This is a genomic window from Microbacterium ureisolvens (assembly GCF_015278315.1).
In the GTDB taxonomy this organism is placed as follows: Bacteria; Actinomycetota; Actinomycetes; order Actinomycetales; family Microbacteriaceae; genus Microbacterium; species Microbacterium ureisolvens.
In genome coordinates this window covers 1-20,859 of record NZ_JADIJE010000013.1, presented here as the reverse complement: position 1 = coordinate 20,859, position 20,859 = coordinate 1, and the positions used below count along the sequence as shown (strand labels likewise).

Sequence of the window (20,859 nt, the reverse complement as noted above, 5' to 3'; positions counted from 1 at the left end):
GCGCCCGCCTTAGCGAGCAGAGTCGTACCCGTCAGCACGACCGCAGCCGCCGACCGGCTGTGCCGCAGACGGGAGACCCTCATGACCGACATCGTCTACAGCGCCCACATCCTCCACGCCCACCGTGTGGCGGAGATCGATCGCGAGAACCAGCTGATGGTCGCCCATCGCGACCGCGGCCTGACCCTCACGCCGCCCCGCGGCCGCAGGCTCGCCGCCTGGTTCCGCTCCGCGCTGCTCAGTCCGCGGCGGCGGGCAGCCTTCGCCTGAAGCCGTTCCGCGGGCCAGGATCTGAGTCGTCTCCGTCCCGGAGATAGGGCATCCGTCCGATGAGGCAGGCACCCCTTAGCGAGGACAGTCCTAGAGGTAAGACAACCCGCCACGGCGGGCCGCTCGACAGGAGACGCAGATGAACGACACGACGTATGTGGCCACGATGCTCGATGCTCACCGCGCGGCCGACCTCCGCCGCGATGTCGAGATCCTCGCGCGTCGGGCGGAGCGGGAGACGGAGCAGCACCGGGCAAGCAGGGCCTCGGTCGACGCGGGCGCGCAGGCCGCGGCATCCGTCGACGCCACCGGACGCCACTTCGGTTGGCGCCGCTCCCCCCGGCGCTCGAGCGTCGCCGCCGCGCGATGACCGTCCGCCCCCGGGCGGGAGGTGCCACGATATGACCATGCCCGCACCGTCCTCGAGCCCGCGCATGGTCGGCCGTCACGCCGAGCTCGCCGCGCTGCTCGAGGCCTTCGACGACGGCACCGCCGGCACACCGCGCACCGTCGTCGTCCGCGGTGAGGCCGGCGTCGGCAAGACCCGGCTCGTGCAGGAGTTCCTGTCGCTCGTGACGTCCGACCCGCTCGGCGCCGCCGCGACGAACAGCGGCTCCTCCCCGAGCGGCGGCTCGACCGCGGTCAGCGGGTCGGCGGTCGAAGGGCCGGTCGTCGCCTTCGGGCAGTGCGTCGACCTCGGCCCGATCGGCGCCCCCTTCGGGCCGGTCCGCCGCGTGCTGCGCGATCTGCACGCGGCCGTCGGCACCGTCGCGCTGCGCGAGGCCGCCGGCTCGGCCGCCGCGATCGCGAGCCTCGCGGCGCTGGTCCCCGGCATCACCGAGGTGACGCCCGAGGCCGACGAGCCCGCCGGCGAGTTCGCCGAGGCGATCGAGGTGCTCCTGGAGCGCCTCTCGCAGCGACGTCACGTCGTCGTCGTGCTCGAGGACCTGCAGTGGGCGGATGCCGCGACCATGGCGCTGCTGAAGACTCTCGCCAGCACGCTCCGGGGCCCTCATCTGACCATCGTCGCGACCTACCGTTCCGACGACATCGACAGGTTCCATCCGCTGCGCCCCGTGCTCGCCGAGCTCGACCGCACGCGCTCGGTCGTCCGCGTGGAGGTGACGCCGCTCAGCCCCGACGAGGTCGCCGAGCAGGTCGCGCAGCTGGTCGGCGGCCGCGACCCGCGCTTCGTGGAGGCGCTCGCGGAGCGCAGCGGCGGCATCCCGTTCCTCGTCGAAGAACTCGTCGACCTCGGCGACCGCTCCCTCCCCGACACGCTGCGCGAGCTCGTGCTCGCCCGCTACGCACGGCTCGGCGACGACGCGCAGCAGGCCGTGCGCACGATGGCGGCCGGCGGCATGCACGTCGACGACGACGTGCTCGCGGCGGTGACGGCGCTCGACGAGAACGCCCTCGACCACGCCGTGCGCGAGGCGATCGACACGCGGGTCATCCTCGCCGACGGCGCCGGCTACCGGTTCCGTCACGCCCTCACTCGCGAGGCCGTCGAGGGCGAGATGCTGCCAAGCGAGCGCGTGCGCGTGCACCGCCGGTACGCCGAGCATCTGCGCGACCACCGCGGCGACTCCCCCGACGACGCCTCAGCCGCTGCCGAGCACTGGCTCGCCGCCCGCGATCTCCCCGCCGCATTCGACGCCACGGTCGCCGCGCTGCGGCAGTCGCGCTCACGGTTCTCTCCTGCCACGGCCGCGAAGCTCACCGAGCGCCTCGCCGAACTGTGGGACCAGGTGCCCGACGCGCAGGTGCGTGCCGGCACCACGCTGCCCGAGCTGCACCTCGACGCCGCCGAGGCCTGGCACGACCTCGGTGAGGCCGAGCGCTCGCTACGATCGGCGAACGAGGGTCTGTGCGTGTGCGACGACGACCCGCTGACGCGGGCGGGGCTGCTGCGGCAGCGCTTCGTCGAGACCTACAACCTCGAGCACCGCGGCCGCACCGAGGACCTCCACGAGGCCGTCGCACTGCTGGAGGGCATCGACGACCCCCGCGCCCGGGTGCTCCTGTCGCGCGTGCTCACCAACATCGCCCTCGACGAGCACGGCGAGGAGGCGGCGGCGCACGCCGCACGAGCCATCGCGCTGGCCGAGGAAGCCGGCGACGACGACGCCCTCGCCGTCGCGCTCACGGTCGAGGCGTGGCGCATCGCCGGCGACGAGGACGACGAGCTGGGCGCCCTGCAGCCGCTGGAGCGCGCCGCGACGCTGCGGGTGGAGCCGCCGCTGCGCGCCTACGCGGGCAGTGCCCTCACCGACATGCTCCTGCGGGTCGGACGCTTCGACGACGCGGCGGTCGTCGGCGCCCAGCACTACGACGACGTCGTGCGCGCGGGGATCGAGCGCGGCTCAGGCTCGGGCCTCGCGTACGCGCTGGCGCAGGCGCTCTTCGCCACCGGCCGCGCCGAGGCCGCGCGGCGCTACGCGCAGCGCTCGCGCCGGCTGATGAGTCCGCTACACGGCGCGTCCGTGGTGAGGCTGCTGGCCTCCCACCTCGCGTGGGACGACCGGATGGCCGAGCGCGACGACCTGCTCGTCGTGGAGCGCCCGACGATCGAGGACTCCCGGCGCCGCTACCCCGACAAGCACGGGTGGTGGGCGGTCGAGCGCGCCGAGGCGATCCTCGCTCCGGACGGTGCAGACGCGGATGCCGTCGCAGACGTGCTCTCCGATGTCTTCGACGTCGCCGCCTCCGAGACCGGATCACCGGCGGTCCGACGCTACGCCGTAGTCACGGCGGCGCTCCTCACACTCGGGCACGGACGCACCGCGCCTCCCGAGCTGCGCGACCGGCTCGGTTCGGCGATCGACGCGTGGCCCCCGCACCCGGCGGCACAGGCGGGCGCCGGCATGGTGCGGGCCCTGCTCGCGGACGTCGACGGGTCGCCCGCGGACCGCGCCGCCGCGTGGGATGCCCTCACCGCGGAATCGACGATCGAGCTGATGCCGATCTGGCACCGGCACGTCGCCCGGTACCGCCTCGCTCAGGCGCTCCTGGATTCCGGCGACCGGGACACGGCCGCAGCGATCCTGACGGGCATCGTCGCCACCGCGCCCGGGGACGGGGTGAGCCGTGTGGCACGCTGGGCCGCCGAGCTCACCGCGCGCGCCAGGCTCGAGCCCGGCGGCGCCGGCGCAGCTGCGCAGGACGACGGTGTGATCGCGACGCTCACCCCGCGCGAGCTGCAGGTGCTCGAGCTGGTGGCCGAAGGCCTCACGAACCCGCAGATCGGCCGGCGGCTGTTCATCAGCCCCAAGACGGCGTCCGTCCACGTGTCGGCGATCCTCGCCAAGATCGGGGCCGCCAACCGCGCCGAGGCCGCGGCGCTGTACACCGCATCGGCCGGGTCGCCGGCGGCGGCGTCGACCTGAGCCGGACGGCGAGCCGCGGCGCGGCATCCGTCCTCACAGCTCCACGAGCACCTGCGCGAGGAGGATCTTCACGACCATCGCCGCCGGGTACACCAGGGTGTAGCCCAGGGCGACGCGGACGTCGTAGTCGGTGCGGGAGTTGGCGAAGCCGAGGATCGCGGGGTTCGTCTGCGCGCCGCCGATCGCGCCCGACAGCCGGGTTCCGCCGAGCCGGAAGACGTGGCGCGCGAGGAGGAAGGTCGCGCCGATGAAGAAGGTGGTGAGCACGGCGCCGAGCAGCAGCAGGCGCACCACCTCGCCCGACGCGATCGCCGACAGGATCTGAGCGCCGGCCTTCGTGCCGGCGTACGCGAGGAAGATGAGGAGGCCGAGCTCCGCGAGCACGCTCGAGGCGGTGTTCGGCAGCGACGTGACGAAACGTCCGATGCGGCCGACGCGCCCCATCACGAGGCCCACGACGAGCACGCCGGCGGCGTAGCCGAGGCTGAACTGCCCGCCGCCGGGGAGCGGGATCACGATCGAGCCCAGCAGCAGGCCGAGGAGGATGCCGAGGCCGAGAGCGACCGGGTTGATGTCGGCGAAGCCCCGCTCGGAGTCGCCGAGGAAGCGGGTCACCTCCTTCATCGAGCCGGTCGGGCCGACCACGCGCAGCCGGTCGCCCTGGTGCAGCACGAAGTCGGAGGTGGCGACGAACTCCACGTCTCCGCGCCGGATCTGCGCGATCGTCGCGCCGTACCGCTCGGGCAGGCGCAGGCTCGCGATGGTGCGGCCGGCGAGGCGGGCGTCGGACAGGATGATGCGTCGGAAGTCGAGCCGGCTGCGGTCTCGCGTGAGGTCGATGGCCGACGTGTGGCCGAGCTCGAGGGTCACCGCCTCGACGTCGTCGGCAGGGCCGACGACGTTCACGATGTCGCCGGGCTCGAGCGCCGCGTCGGGTCCGACGATCTCGACCTCGCCGTCGACCGAGCGCCGGCGCGAGAACGCGACGCGGTCGCCGCGGCCCGCCGCGACCTCGCCCACGGTGGGGCGCGAGGTGGTGTCGACCTCGATCGGCTTGCCCACGATCGGCGCCTGGGCGTCGGTGTCCTCGGCTCGGGAGCGCAGGGCGAGCGCGACGCCGATCATCGCCGCGATCACCCCGTAGACGTAGGCGCTGGCATAGCCGACGGTCGCGTCGGGGCTCCCGCCCGTCGCGGCGAGCGCGGGGGTGTTGTTGAGCGCGCCGGCGAACGTTCCGGCGATCGTGATCGGAGGGATGCCGAGGGCCGAGCCCACGAGGTAGGCCACGACGGCCGTCACGACCAGCACCCCCGTGACGGCCAGCATCAGCGCGTACGACGTGCGCAGCGCGTTGAAGAAGCCCGGTCCTGCGATGAGGCCGGTGCAGAAGGCGAAGATGACGAGCCCGAGGTCGCCGACCGCGGCCGGCATCTCGATCGTGACGCCGGTCGACACGCCCCACGCCGTGATGGCGATCGCCACGAACAGCACCCCGACGGCGCCGAGCGAGACGCCCTTGACGCGCACACGGCCGAGGGCTGCGCCGATGCCGATCAGCACGAAGAGCACGATGATCGGGCGCTCGGCCAGGAACTGGAAGACGGTCGCCACGGTCACCCTCCGTTCGGGACGCGCACGCGTCCGCTCCGAGTCTGCCCACTCTTCAGCCGCCGCGCATCCGCTCGCGGTCGCGGGGTGTCGGGTGTCGGCGCGGAGCGGCAGGATGGACCGCATGCCGTACGAGATCCCCGCGCCGATGCTCGCGAAGTCCGTGCCCGACGTCCCCGATCCCGCGAAGGTCGCCGGCGGCCTCAGCTACGAGCCGAAGTGGGACGGGTTCCGCGCCCTCGTGTCGTGGGACGGCGAGAACGTCGAGATCGGCTCGCGCGGCGCCAAGCCGCTGACCCGGTACTTCCCGGAGCTGGTCGAGGCGTTCGCGCGGCTCCTCCCCGAGCCCTGCCTGCTCGACGGCGAGATCGTGGTGCCGATCCAGCGTGACGGGCGGCGCCGGCTCGACTGGGAGTCTCTGTCGCAGCGCATCCACCCCGCCGCCTCTCGCGTCAACATGCTGTCGGAACAGACGCCCGCCATGTTCATCGCCTTCGACCTGCTCGCCGTCGGCGACCGCGACCTGCAGGAGGAGCCGTTCGCGGCGCGCCGGCAGACGCTCGTCGAGCTGCTGCGCGAGGTCCCCGACCCCGTGCACGTCACCCGCACGACCGACGACGCCGACCTCGCGCGACGGTGGCTGGCGGAGTTCGAAGGCGCGGGACTCGACGGGGTCGTCGCGAAGCCGCTCGACCAGCCGTACGCGCCGGGCAAGCGCACGATGTTCAAGATCAAGCACGCCCGCACGGCCGACGTGGTGGCGCTCGGCTACCGCATCCACAAGTCGGGAGAAGGCGTCGGCTCGCTGCTGGTAGGCCTCTACGGCGAGGACGGCACGCTCTACCCCGTCGGCGGCGTCGCTGCCTGGAGCAACGCCCGCCGGCTCGAGCTCATCGACGAGCTCGCGCCTCTCGTGCAGCGCGACGCCGACGGCGAGGCACTGCGCGGTGAGGGCGAGCCGTCGCGGTTCCAGTCCGGACGCGCCGACTCGTCGTTCGTGAAGCTGCGCCCCGAGCGCGTGCTCGAGGTGCGCTACGACCAGCTCGAGGGCTGGCGGTTCCGCCACACCGTGCAGTTCGAGCGGTGGCGACCCGACCGCGAGCCCCGCTCGTGCACGTACGAGCAGCTCGAAGTGGTCGCCGCGTACGACCTGGCGGACGTCCTGCTCTGACACCGCCGTCCGCGACGGCTCGAGGCCGCGGACAGTGCTCTGTCGGCGGGCTCGGTGCGGGTGTACCGTGCGGTCAGGGTCACCGCTGACGGAGGCATCCATGGCCCGCCTCGACCATCAGAGCTCTCGCGGTCGTGTCGGCACGCGGGTCGCCCTGATGTGCGCCGCGATCGGAGCGCTGCTGGTCTCGGGGTGCTCGTCCGCCGTGCCCACACCGCCGGAGCAGCCGAACCCCGCCGAGGCGATCCAGGAGGACATCGACGCGGTCTTCGGCACGCTGTACGGCGACGAGGCCGTTCGCGCGCTGCTCGTGCAGCAGCACGGCGACGTCGTCTTCGAGATGTATCAGGAGGCGACCGAGGAGGACACGTGGGACGTGAGGGGCGTCACACGGGCAGTGACCTCGACGCTCGTCGGGATCGCCGTCGACCGCGGGCTCATCCCCGGGGTCGATGCCACGCTCGGTCAGCTGTTGCCGGCCTACGCGGGCGTCCTCACCCCCGAGACCGCGGCCATCCAGCTGAAGTCCGTGCTCACCCACACGGCGAACTTCGCGCCGACGTCCGAGGAGCGCGACATCCGGGGCGGCCCGGCCGATCTGTATGCGCAGCCCGACTGGGTCGCCGCGATCCTCGTGGACCGGGCGGCCCGCGGGCCGGGCGACGGCGCCTTCCTCTTCTCGGAGGCGGGGACGCACATCCTCTCCGCCGTCGTGGCCCAGGCGACGGGCATGTCGCCTCTGCGTTTCGCGGAGGAGGCGCTCTTCGAACCGCTCGGCATCGACACCCGACCTCGGTGGGAGGAGCGCTTCACGCCGGCGGGAGACACCGCGGCACTCCTGCGCGCATACGAGGAGGCAGAGGTGGCATGGCCCGCCGATCCGCAGGGTGTGAATCTCGGCTTCACGCACCTGCGGCTGCGCGCGACCGACCTGCTGCGCATCGGACAGCTGCTGCTCGACGAGGGCGTCTGGGACGGCGAGCAGGTGGTGTCGGCCACCTGGGCCGTGGAGGCGACCAATCCTCTCGTCGCCACGGTGGGGTACGGAGCGATCGGCTACGGGTACCAGTGGTGGGTCGATCCCGAGGGTGGCGTGTTCTACGCCCAGGGCGAGGGCGGAACCGCCATCGTCGTCGATCCGGTGAGGGATGCCGTCTCGGTGATCGTCTCCGAGGTCACCGTCGACGACGTGCGCGGCAACCACGGGTTCGCGAGCGCGACCGCGGTCGGCCTCGCAACGCTCGTCCTCGCGGATCTCTCCGACTCGCCGTGATCCCGGCCGCTGAGCCTGTCGGAGCGCGGTCGCTGAGCCTGTCGAAGCGCCCGGTCAGGCCTCCGCTCGGCCCGGCGGTGCGCCCGGCGGTGTGAACTCGACGACGGGGACGTACACGTCGCCGCCGGCGGCATACTCCATGGCGGAGCTGAGGTGCTTCCACGCGTCGGGATGGACGACCGCGTACCGATCCAGCACGGCTTCGGACTCCGCCCGGTCCAGCAGCCGCGCGGCGGCGCGCACGCGTCGGGCGCGCCCGGTGCTGAGGTGCGCGATCGGGTGCGCGCGGAGGTTGCGGTACCACTGCGACCGGGTGCCGAACCCCGACGCGACCCGCAGCACGTTCCGCTCGCGCTCGACCACCTCGACGACCACGTACCTCGGCTCGCCCGAGACCCGGCCGACGTGCTCGATCATCACGAGGCGCTCGCCCAGCAGCCAGCCGAGCCCGGCGCGGTACAGCGGGATCGGCATCCGCATCAGCCAGCGCGTCTGGAGCAGACGTGCGGTCAGCCGGTCCGCGAACCCCGGCCCGTGGGCCGCCTGGCTGGGGTCGGTGAGCGCTTCAGTCATCCGCCTTCTTCGGCCAGTTCTCGGGGTTGATGCGGCTGGGCTGGACGCGCGGCGGCTCGCCCGGCATCTTCGGGAAGTCGGGCGGGAACGGCAGTTCGCCGAGGCCATCGTCGAGGTCGCGCTGCCACCACTCAAGGAGCGTGTCGATGCGTCCGGGCTTGGCGAGCAGGTCCGCCCACGGGTCGCCCGTGTCGGCCAGGCGCTGCGGCACCGTCCGCACCGTGAACGCCGCCGGGTCGACGCCCGCCTCGAGCTCGTCCCACGTCAGCGGTGTCGACACGGTCGCGGCGGGGAGCGCGCGCGGGCTGTAGGCGCCGGCCATCGTGCGGTCGCGGTTGGCCTGGTTGAAGTCGATGAAGATGCGCTCGCCGCGCTCCTCCTTCCACCAGTTCATCGTGACCTTGTCGGGATGCCGCCGTTCCAGCTCCCGCCCCGCGGCGATGACCGCGTGCCGCACGTCGAGGAACTCCCACTCCGGCTCGATCGGGCAGAACACGTGGATGCCGCGATTGCCGCTGGTCTTGAGGAACGCCGTCAGCCCCGCGTCTGTGAGGACGTCGCGCAACGCGGGCGCGACGGCCGCGGCATCCGCGAAATCCGTCCCCGGCTGCGGGTCGAGGTCGATCCGCAGCTCGACCGGATTGTCGGTGTCGGCCGTGAGCGACGCCCACGGGTGGAAGACGATCGTGTTCATCTGCACGGCCCACACAGCGGCGGCGATCTCGGTGAGGATGATCTGCGGATGCCGCCGCCCGCTGTTGTAGGTGACCGTCTGGGCTTCGACGAACGCCGGCGCACCCTTGGGCGGGTTCTTCGAGTAGAAGCGCTCCCCCTCGACGCCGTCGGGGAAGCGCTCCAGCGACACCGGCCGGTCGCCGTTGGCGGCCAGGAACGGCTCGCGCACCGCAATGAGGTACTCGGCGAGCTCGCGCTTGGTGATGCCGAGCTCCGGCCAGATCACGCGGTCGGGGTTCGAGATCCCCACCTCGCGATCACCGTCGGGGCCGGGCACGGTGAGGGTGATGCGCGGAGACGCCATGGCTCGACGCTAGCGGGCGGCCGCGACATCCGTCACCCTGCCCTCACTTCTCGACGGGGAACACCATGTGCGTCACGCGCGTGCTCGGGATGATCACCGTCGGGTCGCCCAGCCGCACGGCGGCGGGGTCGACGTCCGCGAAGTAGCGGTGCCCTGTGCCGAGCACGACGGGTACGAGGTCGACCGCGACCTCGTCGACGAGGCCCGCGGCCAGCGCCTGCCCGGTGATCGTCCCCGCGGCGAGGGCCACCGTGCGATCGCCGGCGATCCGCTGGGCGAGCGCGACGGCCGCCTCGATGCCGTCGGTGACGAAGTGGGCGTTGCCCGTGTGGGCGTGCGCCCAGTCGGCCGGCGCCTCGTGCGTGAGCACGACGAACGGCACCCCCAGCGGATGCGCGCCGCTCCACCCGTCGGTGATGTCGAAGAGCAGGCGGCCGACCACGAGGCATCCGATCTGCCCCACCCACTCCCGCCAGTACTCGGCGCTCGTCGGCGTGAGGTGGAAGGATGCGGGCTCGCTCGCGGTCACGACCTCGACCTCGCCCGCCTCGTACCAGTCGAACAGCCGGCCGGGGTCGTTGTTCCCGTGTGCGACGAAGCCGTCGAGCGACATCGACGCGGAGCTGACGACCTTGCCCATCGCTCAGCCCTCCTCGGCGAGGAGAGCGTCGAGCTTGTCGTAGCCCTCGCGCATGCCCCGCTCCATGCCCTCGGACTGCATGCTCTCGAGCACCTCGACGGTCGAGAACACGCTGTGGTCGACCAGGCGCGACCGACCGCCGTCGAGCGCCTCGAAGCGGATGCAGTCGATGCTGACCTCGTCGGGCCAGCCTTCGAACTCGAACGTCTGGATGATCAGCTCGTTCTCGCGGACCGTGTGGAACACCCCGCGGAACCCGTACTCGCCATTGGCGTCGCGCTGGACGAAACGGTAGCCGCCGCCGGTGCGGAAGTCCCAGTGGGTGATCTCGGTGCGCTCGTCGCCCGGCCCGATCCACTGCGCGAACAGCACCGGATCGGCGTGTGCGCGGAACAGCGCCTCGACCGGAGCGTCGAACTCGCGCGTGATGTCGGCGTACGACGTACCGGGAACGGCTTCGATGATGAGCGGGTTGCTCATGATTGCTTCTCCTTCGTGTCGGTCGTGCGAGGGTTCTGCAAGGTGTGCGAGGACGGAGCGGATGCCGCGGCCGCGAGCACCGCGTCGAGCCGTCGGTAGGCGCGCTCGGCGTCGAGGCGGTAGCGGTCGATCCAGGCGGTGAGCTGCTCGAGGGCCGCGGCGTCGAGGTGGACCGGTCGGCGCTGTGCGTCGCGCGAGCGGGTCACCAGACCCGCGTCCTCGAGCACCCTGATGTGCCGCGAGATCGCCTGCATCGTGATCGGGAACGGTTCGGCGAGCTCGCCGACGGTCGCCGGCCCGCGGCTCAGGCGCGCCACGATCGCGCGTCGCACCGGGTCTCCCAGTGCCACGAATGCCCGATCGAGCTGGTCGTCGTCCATTGTTCAACACATCCTTTTATCAATGTACGTGTTGATTACACACGACGCCGACGCCGCAGTCAACCCCTATCGCGGTGTTCGGCGGGTCGACGGCGTCTTCACGGGACCGGATGGGCGGTTCGGTCCTGCGAGAGGCCTGTTGCCCTGCCGAGCCGCTCCTCAAATGAGGACCTGGGCCGAGATGAGGGACTAAGGGCGCGAATGGCCCCTCACCTCGGCTCTCGTCCTCAATGAGGACCGTGCGGTCGGACCGCCGCGCGCCGATTCCCAGCTGCTCGGCCGGCGCGGGCGTCAGTCAGCGAGGGCGAGCACCGGCGCGAGGTCGTCGCGGGTGAGCCGGATCCACGGCCCGCCGGGATCGACCACGAGTCCGCTGAGGTCCGGCTCTGCGCGCAGCGCGCGGCCGAGCTGGGCTCCGGTGATGGGCGCGGCGTTGTCGCCGCGTCCGAGCGCGGCGATCTCCAGCGGGTGCGAGTACACCTCGAGGTAGCGGGCGCCGTCGGCGTCGCGGCCCTCCGCCAGTCCCGGGACGCCTCCCTCGGCCTGCCCGACCGCGACCCACAGCGGAACGCGGGTCAGCGCCTCGGCCACCTTGCCCTCGACCTCGGGCGTGCGCTCCGCTGCGAGGAGCGTCTTGACGGTGAGTTCAGGGTCCGCCTGGTCGAGGGCGCGCTGCAGCAGCTCCTTGGGCAGCACAGCCCGCGAGGGCGACGAGGCGGGATCGATGATGATGCCGTCGTACGAGCTCGCGAGCACATGCCGCAGCACGGTGAGCACCGGCTGCCCCATGGCCGAGGTGTCGGCGTCGCCGTCGGCCTTGAGGCTCGCCTGCAGCGCCGCGCCGCTGGAGTACACGAGCGCGAACGTGCGCTCGTTCGAGTGGGCGACGGCGAGGGGCAGGCCCTTCCCCTCGGCGAGCAGCGCGCGGGCGTCGCCCTTGACCCGCAGGAAGACATGCCCCTGCAGCAGCTGCCGTGCGACGTCGAGCAGCGCCTGCGACGCGGGGGCGTCGCCGATGCGGCCGAGCGCCGCGCGCAGCAGCGCGTTGTCGCGCAGCCCCGGCACGGTCTCGGTCTGCTCGGGCGCTGTGCGCATCCACTCGCGGGTTCCGACCCGGGGCCGGGGTCCGGGCGAGGCTGACGTGGCCGCGGTTCCCTCCGCAGCCGCCGCGGGCTCCGCAGTCGCCGGCTTGGGAGCAGCCGGAGAGACCCCGAGTCCGCCGTACGACGAGACGGAGATGGAGACGGATGCTGCGGCATGCGTCTGCGCATCCGCGGGGGCCGAGGGGCCCGGCTCACCGACGGCCACGTCGTCGCGAGCGCTCGAACCGTCGTCCGCCACAGCCTCCGACGAGGCGTCGGACGCCGCTTCGGCGGGGGCGGACGATTCGGCCGCGGGAGTCGGCTCGTCGGCGGGCTTCTTCGGACGGCGCGAGAACAAGGCCATTGTGCGAGCCTAACCGCCACGGTCACCCGAGCGCCGCGACCCCCGCTGCGATCACGCCGACACCGACGGCCAGAAGCGAGGCGGCCAGCACGATGACCCCCGCCCACAGCAGCGCGATCGCGCGGCCCGGCCGCTGCGGATCCTGCCCGAGCACCGACAGGAAGAATCCGGCCGGGATGAGGATCGCGCTGGCGAGCACGCCGACCGACGCCCACTGCCAGGCAAGCGCGGCTCCCGCGGCTGAGGTGAGCAGCAGGCTCACCAGCCCGAGCAGCACCAGCACCCCGGCGTGGGCGTGGCCGGCCCGGAAGAACGTCTTCTGCAGTCCGTTGAAGGGCAGTCCGCGGGACGCGATGCGCAGAAGGAATGCGCCGCCGGACATGATGCCGATGACGGTGAGGATCGTCGCGCCGGCGACGATCGTCAGGATCGGGTCCATGCTGAACTCCTTGGATAGTTCGACTCTCCAATATTGGATAGCTATAGTATCCAATGTCAAGACGGAGGCGCCATGAAGATCTCAGAGCTGTCGGAGCGAAGCGGCGTGCCCGTCGCGACGGTCAAGTTCTACATCCGCGAGGGCATGCTCCCCCGGGGTGAGGCGCTCTCCACGACGCGGGCGGAGTACGGCGACGAACACCTCGCCCGCCTGCGTCTGATCGCCGCGCTCGCGGACGTGCGAGGCCTGTCGCTGTCGCGCGTCCGCGACATCCTCGCCCTGGTGGACGCACCGGACGACGACCCGATCGAAACCCTCGGCCGCGCGGTCGGTGCGCTTCCGCCGTACGTCGACGGCGACCGCGGCGACTACCCGCGCGCCCGCGCTGCGATCGCCGAGCTCGGCCTCACCTACGACGCCGACTTCACCGCGGTCGCTCAGCTGGACGAGGCGCTGCGCGCCCTGGAGGCTGCCGGGCTGGATGCCTCCCCCGCCGTCCTGCGCCGCTACGGCGACGCGATGCGCCAGGTGGCGGCCGAGGAGATCGCACCGGTGTCGTCCATGGAGCGCTCCGCAGCGGTGACCTACGCCGTCCTGGGGACGGCCCTCTACGAACCCGTCATGCTCTCGCTGCGACGGCTCGCCCACCACCACCTGCTGGTCGAGGGTGCGCCGGCCGACGACAGCGCCCCCTGACGCCACGACATCAGCGGAGGACTCCGGTCAGAGCTTCTCGATCGGCGCGATCTTGATCAGCAGCTTCTTCGGCCCCGCCGAGTCGAAGCGGACGTGCGCGACGCGCTTGGCGCCGTCGCCGGTCACGGCATCCACCCGCCCTTCGCCGAAGTCGTCGTGACGGATGCGGTCGCCCGGCGCCAGTTCGAGGTCGCCGTTGTCGCGCACCTTGGCGGGGATCTTGTTCGCGAAGCGCTCGAGGTTGGTCGACGGCTCGCGGCGCGCGAGCGGCACGAGGTCGTCGCCGTAGCGCCGCCCGCCGGAGCCGCCGCCGAAGCCCGACCCCGATCCGCGTCGCGCGTTGAGCGCGCGCGACTGGGTGCCGCCGCGGGAGTTGACGTCGCCGGGCGACTGGCGCCAGTGCAGCAGCTCGACGGGGATCTCCTGCAGGAACCGGCTCGGCATCGCCACGGTGACCTCGCCGAACTGCGCGCGGGTCATCGCGAGCGAGAGGTACAGGCGCTGGCGGGCCCGCGTGATACCGACGTAGAACAGCCGCCGCTCCTCCTGCGGGCCGCCGGGCTCGTTGGCCGAGATGCGGTGCGGGATGAGGTCCTCCTCGACCCCGGTCACGAAGACGGCGTCGTACTCGAGGCCCTTGGCCGTGTGCATCGTCATGAGCGCGACCGAGCCGGAGGCGTCTTCGAGGTCGTCGGCGTCGGACACGAGCGCCACCTCGGTGAGGAAGTCGAGGATCGTGCCCTCGGGGTTGTTGCGCGCGAACTCGCGTGCGACGGCGATGAGCTCGTCGAGGTTCTCGATGCGGGCCTCGTCCTGGGCGTCCTTGCTGGCGCGCAGCGCGTCGTAGTAGCCGCTCTTGTTCAGCAGCAGCTGCAGCCCGTCGGCGACGGCGGTCGGCGGGGCGAGCTCGCCCGAGGCAGGGAGCATGATCTCGGATGCCTCGGCCAGCACCGCGTCCAGATGCGCGATGGCCGCCTGGATCTTGGGCCCGACGCCCAGCGCCGACGAGTTCGCGAGGGCGTCGCGGAAGGTGATGCCCTCGTCGGCCGCGTATCGCGAGATGGTCTCGATGGTCACATCGCCGATGCCGCGACGCGGCCGGTTGATGATGCGGCGCATCGCCATCTCGTCGGCCGGGTTGGCGACCGCCACGAGGTAGGCCAGGGCGTCCTTGATCTCGGCGCGCTCGTAGAACTTCGTGCCGCCCATGATCTTGTAGGGCAGGGCCGAGCGGATGAAGATCTCTTCCAGCGCACGGGACTGCGAGTTGGTGCGGTAGAAGACCGCGATCTGCGAGTACGCGACGCCCGCGCGGCGGAGGGTCTCGATCTCGTCGGCGACGAACTGCGCCTCGTCGTGCTGCGAGTAGCCGGTGAAGCCGATGATCTTCTCGCCCTCGCCGACGTCGGTCCACAGGCGCTTGTCTTTGCGGTCGAAGTTGTGGCTGATGACGGCGTTCGCGGCCGAGAGGATGTTCTGCGTCGAGCGGTAGTTCTGCTCGAGGAGCACGACCTTGGCGCCCGGGAAGTCCTTCTCGAACTCGCTGATGTTGCGGATGTCGGCGCCGCGGAAGGCGTAGATGGACTGGTCGGAGTCGCCGACCACGGTGAGCGAGGCGCCGTCCTCGGCGGCCGGCTCGGGCTCGAAGATCATCATGCCGCCGGACCCGGCGAGGGGCGCGGCGTCCGACCCGGGCGGGCGGGTCAGTTCGTGGATCAGCGCGTACTGCGCGTGGTTGGTGTCCTGGTACTCGTCGACCAGCACGTGGCGGAAGCGGCGACGGTACACGTCGGCGACCTGGGGGAACGCGCGGAACAGGAACACCGTCTGCGCGATGAGGTCGTCGAAGTCGAACGCGTTGGCCCGCTGCAGCTCGCGCTGGTACGCGGCGAACAGCTCGACGAACACCCGCTCGGCGGGGTCGCTCATGTTGGCCGTGCGGGCGTAGGACTCGGCATCCGCCAGCTCGTTCTTCAGGCGCGAGATCTTGCCCTGCACTGCGGCGGGCGTCAGGCCGAACGCGTCGGCCTCATGCTCCTTGACGAGGCGCTTGATGAGCGCGCGCGAGTCGCCCGAGTCGTAGATCGTGAACGACTTCGTGAAACCGAACTGCTCGGCCTCGCGGCGGAGGATCCGCACGCACGCCGAGTGGAACGTCGAGATCCACATGCCGCGCGCGGCGTCGCCGACCAGGTGCTCGACGCGCTCGCGCATCTCGCCGGCCGCCTTGTTGGTGAAGGTGATCGCGAGGATCTGGCTGGGCCACGCCTCGCGGTTGCGCAGCAGCGACGCGATGCGGCGCGTCAGCACGCTCGTCTTGCCGGACCCCGCGCCCGCGACGATGAGCAGCGCCTGGCCGCGATAGGTCACGGCTTCGCGCTGCTGCGGGTTGAGCCCGGCGAGCAGGTCGTCGTCCGCTCGTGCCCCGGGGGCCTGCGGGCCGATGTCTCTGCCGACGATGAGTGGGGTGCTGGCGTCCGTCATTGCTCGTCAAGTCTAGGCGCGCGCACCGACACCCGTGTCGGGCGGCGACGTGGCCATCATGGGAGATCGGATGCCGCGTCCTTGAGCTGCCGCAGCGCCTTCGGCACCTCGGCCAGCTTGTCCTCGGCCGCGCTCTGCGCCAGGTCCGCGATCGTGTCGTACGCGTCGGACCGCTCGCCGGCGCGGGCAGCCAGCGCGCCCTGGCGCCGGGCATGGCGGGCCAGGAGCATGCCGTCTCGGTGGTCGCCGAGCGCGTCGTGCAGATCGTCTCCGGCCGCCGCCAGCGCCTCGACCTTCTCGGTCCACAGGCCCGGGGCCGCCTCCGCGACCGCTTCGGCGACGTATTTGGCCCGGCGCGCGGCCTTGCGGACGTCGTGATAGCGCTCGTCGGACTCATCGAGACGGCGTCCGGCCTTCAGAACGCGCTTGGTCTGCGCCTGCAGCGCGTCCGACAGCACGGGAGCGGCCTTGCGCTCGGGTTCGACCACGACCAGCGCGTCGACGAATTCGCGCAGCTCCCGGTCCCTCTCCAGCGCCCGTGGCTCGCGCGCGAGGTCGACCAGCCGCGCGTGGGCGACGGTGTACGCCCCGCGCTCGCTGTCGACGAGCCGCCGCACGACGGCGGGGTCGTCGATCCCGGCCTCCGCCAGAGTCTCTTCGGCGACCGTCGCGCGCACCTCGATGTCGCGCACGACGCCGAGCTCGCTCCCCCACTGTGCGAAGAGCACCCGCAGCCGCTGTGCCGCGCGCGCGTCCAGCTCGTCTTCGAAGCCGGCGAGCACGCTGCGCAGCCGCCGCACGCGGACCCGGTGCTGGTGGACGCCGTCCGGCTCGTCGGCGAGCGCCGCCGCCGCCGTGGCCTCGACCTGCTCCGCGGCGCCGCGCACGATCCGCGCGAGCACCGCTGTGATCGTGAGGTCCTTCTGCGCACCGCCCACGGTCCCGAGCCTAGAGGCCATCGGCGGGACCGGCTCCGACCGCGGCGCGTGCTGCGGACGGATGCCGCGTGCTGCGGCATCCGTCTCCGCGCTACGCGCTCTCGCCTTCGAGCAGCCACGCCTCGATCGTGTCGACGACTTCGGGCGCGTCGGGCTTGGTCTGCGGCGAGAACCGCTTGACCTCGCCGGTGGGGCTCACGAGGAACTTCTCGAAGTTCCACGTGATCCGGCCCTTGTTGCCGTCGACGTCGGGGGTTCCGGTGAGCTCCTTGTACAGCGGGTGGGCGCTGCGGCCGTTCACGCGCACTTTCTCCGACATCGGGAAGGTCACGCCCCACGTCGTCGAGCAGTACTCGGCGACGGCCTCTTCGGTCGACAGCTCCTGCAGGAACTGGTTGCTCGGGAAGCCGACCACGGTGAAGCCACGGTCGGCATATGCCTTCTGCAGGGCCTCGAGCTGCTCGTACTGCGGCGAGAGTCCGCAGCGGGAGGCGACGTTGACGACGAGGGCGAGCTTTCCGTCGACCAGGTCGCCGAAGGTGGTCTGCTCGCCGTGGATGGTGGTGACGGGGATGTCTTCGAGGGTCATGCGCTGTCCTTCCTGGGGGATCGTGAGGCGGATGCCGCGACCGCCGCCCGCGCGTCGTAGCGGAGCATCGAGCCGCGAAGGGAGCGGAGCGTCGCGACGACGGCCTCCGCGTCGGCGGGGGTGACCTGCATGGCCTCGGCCACGCAGCGTTCGATGTGGCCGAGCTCGCCGCGCACCTCGAGGGCGTGCTCTGTGGCCGTGACGCGCACCGAGCGCCGGTCGGACGCGCGGTGCTCGCGCTGGAGGAATCCCATGCGCTCCAGCCGCCCGACGAGCCCCGACACGCTGCTGGCGTCGAGGCAGAGCGTCTCTGCGAGCTCCCCCGGTGAGACGTCGCCGCGTTCCCAGACGACCGCGAGCACCATGAGCTGCTGGTAGGTCAGGCCCCACGGTGCGAGGAGGTCGCGATAGAGCTGCAGCGTCGTCTGCATCGAAGAGTAGAGCGCGAAGCACACCGAGGATTCGAGTGTCGTCGCGTGCGCGGCCATGGAAAGAGCTTTGCATACCAACTATTGGGATACAAGGGATCTCGCGTCGTGCGTGCGGTGACGGATGTCGGCGGCCGCGGCGTCCGTTCCCTCCCAGGTCAGAGCAGGCGGCGCGCCGACGCCCACGCGGTCAGCTCGTACCGCGACGACAGCTGCAGCTTGCGCAGCACCGATGAGACGTGCGTCTCGACCGTCTTCATGGAGATGAAGAGCTCGGCGGCGACCTCCTTGTACGCGTAGCCGCGGGCGATGAGCCGCATCACCTCCTGCTCGCGCGACGACAGGCGGTCCAGCTCGTCGCTGGTCGCCGCCGTCTCGCCCACGGCAGCACCGAAGGCGTCGAGCACGAAGCCCGCCAGCCGCGGCGAGAACACCGCGTCGCCGCCCGCGACGGTGTGGACCGCCCGGCTCACCTCGGCGCCCGAGGAGCCCTTCGTGATGTAGCCGCGGGCGCCGGCGCGGATGACGCGCACGACGTCCTCGGCGGCGTCCGACACGCTCAGCGCGAGGAAGCGGGTGGCGGGAACCGCGGGTGACGCCCCGCGGATGACGGCCTCTCCTCCGGAGGCGTCCGGACCGGATGCCGCGCCCGGCCCCGCCGGAAGGTGCACATCGAGCAGCACGACGTCGGGGCGGGTGGCCTCGATCACGGCGACGGCCGCTGCGGCGTCGGCCGCCTCGCCGACCACGTCGATCGACGAGTCGAGGTCGGCGCGCAGGCCCGAGCGGAAGATCGAGTGGTCGTCGACGATGACCACGCGGACGGGAGTGTCGGTCACGAGGCCTCCGTGTCTCCGGGCGTGGAAGCTGTGCCGCCCTCGGCCGCTCCGGCCGGCGTGGTCGCGGAGGTCGTCGCGCGGGGCGGTGCGGCGAACCGCAGGTGCACCTCGGTGCCGCCGCCCGCGCCGCGTCGCACCGTTGCCGAACCGCCGGCGCGCCGCATGCGGCCGAGGATGGATTGACGGATGCCGAGCCTGTCGTCGGGGATGTCGCCGAGGTCGAACCCGGGGCCGCGGTCGCGGACGTAGACGTCGACGGCGCTCGCGTTGCCCTCGATGTACACCGACACCTCACCGCCGGCGTGCCGCGCCGCGTTCAGCATCGCCTCGCGCGAGGCCGCCGCGACCTCGCCGCTCGCGCGCTCGGCGGGAAGGCCCGCCGAGACGACGTCGATCCGCACCGGGTAGTCGAGCTCGAGCGCGGCGGCGTAGTCCCGCAGGTCGGTGGGCAGGTCGCTGTCGGCGGGCGCGTCCCCGTCGTAGAGCCAGGCGCGCAGCTCGCGCTCCTGCGCACGAGCCAGGCGCGCCACTTCACTCGAGGCGCCGGCGCGGTTCTGGATGAGGGCGAGCGTCTGCAGCACGGAGTCGTGGAGGTGGGCGGCCATCTCGGACCGCTGCTCCTCGCGGATGCGCCGCACCCGCTCCCCCGAGAGCTCGCGCCAGCGGTCGACCAGGATCGACGTATACACGAGGGCGATGCCGGCGATCGTCACGAGGGCGAACCCGAAGCCCGCGACGCCCGTCCGCTGCAGCGCCGTCAGCTGCGCCAGCAGCAGCACGGCGAGTCCAGCCGTCACGACGATCCGCACCACGTTCTCGTGCGCAGGCCCCCGCGCCGGATCGCGCTGATCCACGAGCGTCGCCCACGCGCCGGCGCCCACCGCGAGCGCGGTCGCGACGAGCACGCCGCCGGTCCAGCCCGGGAGCGAGGTCCACACGACGCCGTTCGCGCCGAACAGCGCGATGCCCGCCACGGTCAGCAGCACCACCACGATCGAGAGGCCGGCGAGGATCCATGCGACGGGAGCGCGGCGGGTGGGCTCGGCGCGCACCTGTGAGACGCCGTCGCCCTGCGTGCGGGCCGGGTCGCCCGCGGGCTCCTCCCACGGCACGAACACCCAGAGCCAGGCGTACAGCAGGGCGCCCGCGAGCCCCACGAGGGTGAGGGCGATGAAGGCACCCCGTACCACCCACAGCGGCCGGCCCAGGTGGCGGGCGAGGCCAGCCGACACCCCCGACACCGCACAGTCGCGCGGACGTCGCAGCGGCGGTCGGTCGGGCGGCTGCGGCCGAGGGGCGGCCGATGCGGGCGCCGGCGCCTCCGCCCGGCCCTCGGACACCGCCGCACCTGCGGCAGGCGGAGGAGTCGGCGCGGCGGGCATGTGCACATCCAATCATCGCCCACCACCCCCGACCACACCGGGCGCCGAGGATCAGGGACGACTCAGGGGATCACCCCATAGCGGGCGTTCGCCGGGCGCCGCCAGGGTGGAACCATGACCGACACGACCTCCGCACCACCTCTCGATCCGGGACCCCCGCCGACCGCCCCTCCGAGGCTGCCGACATGGTCGGACCGGTTCTTCTCGTGGGTGGAGGGCCTGGGCGTCGTGCGCGCCGACGCGTGGCTGGGCGGCGTGTGCGGCGGGCTCGCCGCCCGCCTGCGGATCGACCCCATCATCGTGCGCGGGATCTTCGTGGTCGTCGCGCTGCTGGGGTTCCCGGCGCTCCTCGTCTACGCCCTGGCCTGGGCGCTGCTGCCCGACACCGACGGCCGCATCCACCTCCGCGAACTCTTCCGCGGCCGCTACGACGCCGCGATGACCGGCATCATCATCCTCGCGATCGTCGGGATCGTGCCGGTCATCCCGTGGCTGCGCAACGTGCTGCTGTGGCCGCTGTGGGCACTGACCGGCTTCGCGCCGTGGGCGTGGGACGCCGGCTCCGGCGTCTCTGTGCTCGGCGTCCTCGGGTTCGTGCTCGGCCTCGCCGTCACCGGCGGGCTCGTATTCCTCATCGTCCGGGCGGCCCAGGCCGACCGGTCCTCACGGGCAGGCGCGCGAACGGCTTCCGCGCAGCCCGCCCCCGCGGTCGCGTCCGATTCGGGTGACGACGCGACCGCCCCTCTCGCCGCGGATCCTGCGGCGACCGCGGACCCGGCCGGTCGGGCGCCGGCC

The 20,859-nt window shown here is 72.4% G+C and carries 21 protein-coding genes; 7 read left to right on the top strand and 14 right to left on the bottom strand.

Going from position 1 to position 20,859, the window contains the following annotated elements:
- Positions 1-81 precede the first annotated feature (81 nt).
- The 3 genes from IM767_RS17230 (at position 82) to IM767_RS17220 (ending at position 3,659) form a co-directional block, all read left to right on the top strand.
- Complete coding sequence (locus tag IM767_RS17230) at positions 82-270, top strand: hypothetical protein (protein ID WP_109211028.1); 189 nt, start codon at positions 82-84, stop codon at positions 268-270.
- A 139-nt stretch (positions 271-409) separates the two neighbouring features.
- Entirely contained in the window at positions 410-640 is a 231-nt protein-coding gene (locus IM767_RS17225; protein ID WP_109211029.1) for a hypothetical protein, read from the top strand.
- Between the two features lie 37 nt (positions 641-677).
- Positions 678-3,659 (top strand): helix-turn-helix transcriptional regulator, encoded by a 2,982-nt coding sequence (locus IM767_RS17220; RefSeq protein ID WP_109211030.1) that lies wholly within the window; start codon positions 678-680, stop codon positions 3,657-3,659.
- Between the two features lie 33 nt (positions 3,660-3,692).
- Here the strand turns inward: IM767_RS17220 and IM767_RS17215 are convergent, their stop codons facing one another.
- Positions 3,693-5,270, bottom strand: a complete 1,578-nt coding sequence (locus IM767_RS17215; RefSeq protein WP_109211114.1) for an aspartate:alanine exchanger family transporter — start codon at positions 5,268-5,270, stop codon at positions 3,693-3,695.
- A 121-nt stretch (positions 5,271-5,391) separates the two neighbouring features.
- Between IM767_RS17215 and IM767_RS17210 the strand changes: the two genes are divergently transcribed.
- Both IM767_RS17210 and IM767_RS17205 read left to right on the top strand, forming a co-directional pair.
- On the top strand, positions 5,392-6,438 hold the full coding sequence (locus tag IM767_RS17210) for an ATP-dependent DNA ligase (protein WP_109211031.1): 1,047 nt from the start codon (positions 5,392-5,394) through the stop codon (positions 6,436-6,438).
- 100 nt (positions 6,439-6,538) lie between these two features.
- Positions 6,539-7,711 carry a serine hydrolase domain-containing protein gene (locus IM767_RS17205; protein WP_109211032.1) on the top strand — a complete coding sequence of 391 codons (1,173 nt, stop codon included), beginning with the start codon at positions 6,539-6,541 and terminating at the stop codon, positions 7,709-7,711.
- Between the two features lie 54 nt (positions 7,712-7,765).
- On the opposite strand, the gene IM767_RS17200 is transcribed toward IM767_RS17205, so the two are convergent.
- The 7 genes from IM767_RS17200 to IM767_RS17170 form a co-directional block, all read right to left on the bottom strand.
- Positions 7,766-8,284, bottom strand: a complete 519-nt coding sequence (locus IM767_RS17200; protein ID WP_109211033.1) for a nitroreductase family deazaflavin-dependent oxidoreductase — start codon at positions 8,282-8,284, stop codon at positions 7,766-7,768.
- Positions 8,277-9,323, bottom strand: a complete 1,047-nt coding sequence (gene ligD, locus IM767_RS17195) for a non-homologous end-joining DNA ligase (protein ID WP_109211034.1) — start codon at positions 9,321-9,323, stop codon at positions 8,277-8,279. The genes IM767_RS17200 and ligD overlap by 8 nt, the downstream gene beginning before the upstream one ends.
- A gap of 43 nt (positions 9,324-9,366) precedes the next feature.
- Complete coding sequence (locus tag IM767_RS17190) at positions 9,367-9,963, bottom strand: dihydrofolate reductase family protein (protein ID WP_109211035.1); 597 nt, start codon at positions 9,961-9,963, stop codon at positions 9,367-9,369.
- A gap of 3 nt (positions 9,964-9,966) precedes the next feature.
- Positions 9,967-10,443, bottom strand: a complete 477-nt coding sequence (locus IM767_RS17185) for an SRPBCC family protein (RefSeq protein WP_109211036.1) — start codon at positions 10,441-10,443, stop codon at positions 9,967-9,969.
- Positions 10,440-10,823 carry an ArsR/SmtB family transcription factor gene (locus IM767_RS17180; protein WP_109211037.1) on the bottom strand — a complete coding sequence of 128 codons (384 nt, stop codon included), beginning with the start codon at positions 10,821-10,823 and terminating at the stop codon, positions 10,440-10,442. The genes IM767_RS17185 and IM767_RS17180 overlap by 4 nt, the downstream gene beginning before the upstream one ends.
- A gap of 291 nt (positions 10,824-11,114) precedes the next feature.
- A complete protein-coding gene (locus tag IM767_RS17175) occupies positions 11,115-12,269 on the bottom strand; it encodes an SseB family protein (RefSeq protein WP_109211038.1) in 1,155 nt (384 codons plus the stop codon).
- A gap of 22 nt (positions 12,270-12,291) precedes the next feature.
- Entirely contained in the window at positions 12,292-12,708 is a 417-nt protein-coding gene (locus IM767_RS17170; protein WP_109211039.1) for a hypothetical protein, read from the bottom strand.
- 72 nt (positions 12,709-12,780) lie between these two features.
- Here IM767_RS17170 and IM767_RS17165 point away from each other — a divergent pair, with 72 nt between their 5' ends.
- Entirely contained in the window at positions 12,781-13,404 is a 624-nt protein-coding gene (locus tag IM767_RS17165) for a MerR family transcriptional regulator (protein WP_109211040.1), read from the top strand.
- A gap of 27 nt (positions 13,405-13,431) precedes the next feature.
- Here IM767_RS17165 and IM767_RS17160 read toward each other — a convergent pair whose 3' ends face one another.
- The 6 genes from IM767_RS17160 to IM767_RS17135 all read right to left on the bottom strand — a co-directional run bounded on the left by IM767_RS17160 (position 13,432) and on the right by IM767_RS17135 (position 20,064).
- Positions 13,432-15,888 carry an ATP-dependent helicase gene (locus IM767_RS17160; RefSeq protein ID WP_109211041.1) on the bottom strand — a complete coding sequence of 819 codons (2,457 nt, stop codon included), beginning with the start codon at positions 15,886-15,888 and terminating at the stop codon, positions 13,432-13,434.
- A 56-nt stretch (positions 15,889-15,944) separates the two neighbouring features.
- Positions 15,945-16,826 carry a CHAD domain-containing protein gene (locus IM767_RS17155; protein WP_162564315.1) on the bottom strand — a complete coding sequence of 294 codons (882 nt, stop codon included), beginning with the start codon at positions 16,824-16,826 and terminating at the stop codon, positions 15,945-15,947.
- A gap of 91 nt (positions 16,827-16,917) precedes the next feature.
- Positions 16,918-17,415: a glutathione peroxidase gene (locus IM767_RS17150; RefSeq protein WP_109211043.1), complete on the bottom strand. Its 498-nt coding sequence runs from the start codon at positions 17,413-17,415 to the stop codon at positions 16,918-16,920.
- Positions 17,412-17,903: a MarR family winged helix-turn-helix transcriptional regulator gene (locus IM767_RS17145; protein ID WP_109211044.1), complete on the bottom strand. Its 492-nt coding sequence runs from the start codon at positions 17,901-17,903 to the stop codon at positions 17,412-17,414. Before IM767_RS17145 ends, IM767_RS17150 begins: the two co-directional genes overlap by 4 nt.
- A gap of 98 nt (positions 17,904-18,001) precedes the next feature.
- Positions 18,002-18,682, bottom strand: a complete 681-nt coding sequence (locus IM767_RS17140; RefSeq protein ID WP_109211045.1) for a LuxR C-terminal-related transcriptional regulator — start codon at positions 18,680-18,682, stop codon at positions 18,002-18,004.
- Positions 18,679-20,064, bottom strand: coding sequence for an ATP-binding protein (locus tag IM767_RS17135; RefSeq protein WP_109211046.1), 1,386 nt, complete (start codon positions 20,062-20,064; stop codon positions 18,679-18,681). Before IM767_RS17135 ends, IM767_RS17140 begins: the two co-directional genes overlap by 4 nt.
- Before the next feature lie 114 nt (positions 20,065-20,178).
- On the opposite strand from IM767_RS17135, the gene IM767_RS17130 reads away from it, so the two are divergent.
- Positions 20,179-20,859 (top strand): PspC domain-containing protein (locus IM767_RS17130; RefSeq protein WP_194398920.1); only part of this gene is annotated, 681 nt, incomplete at its 3' end.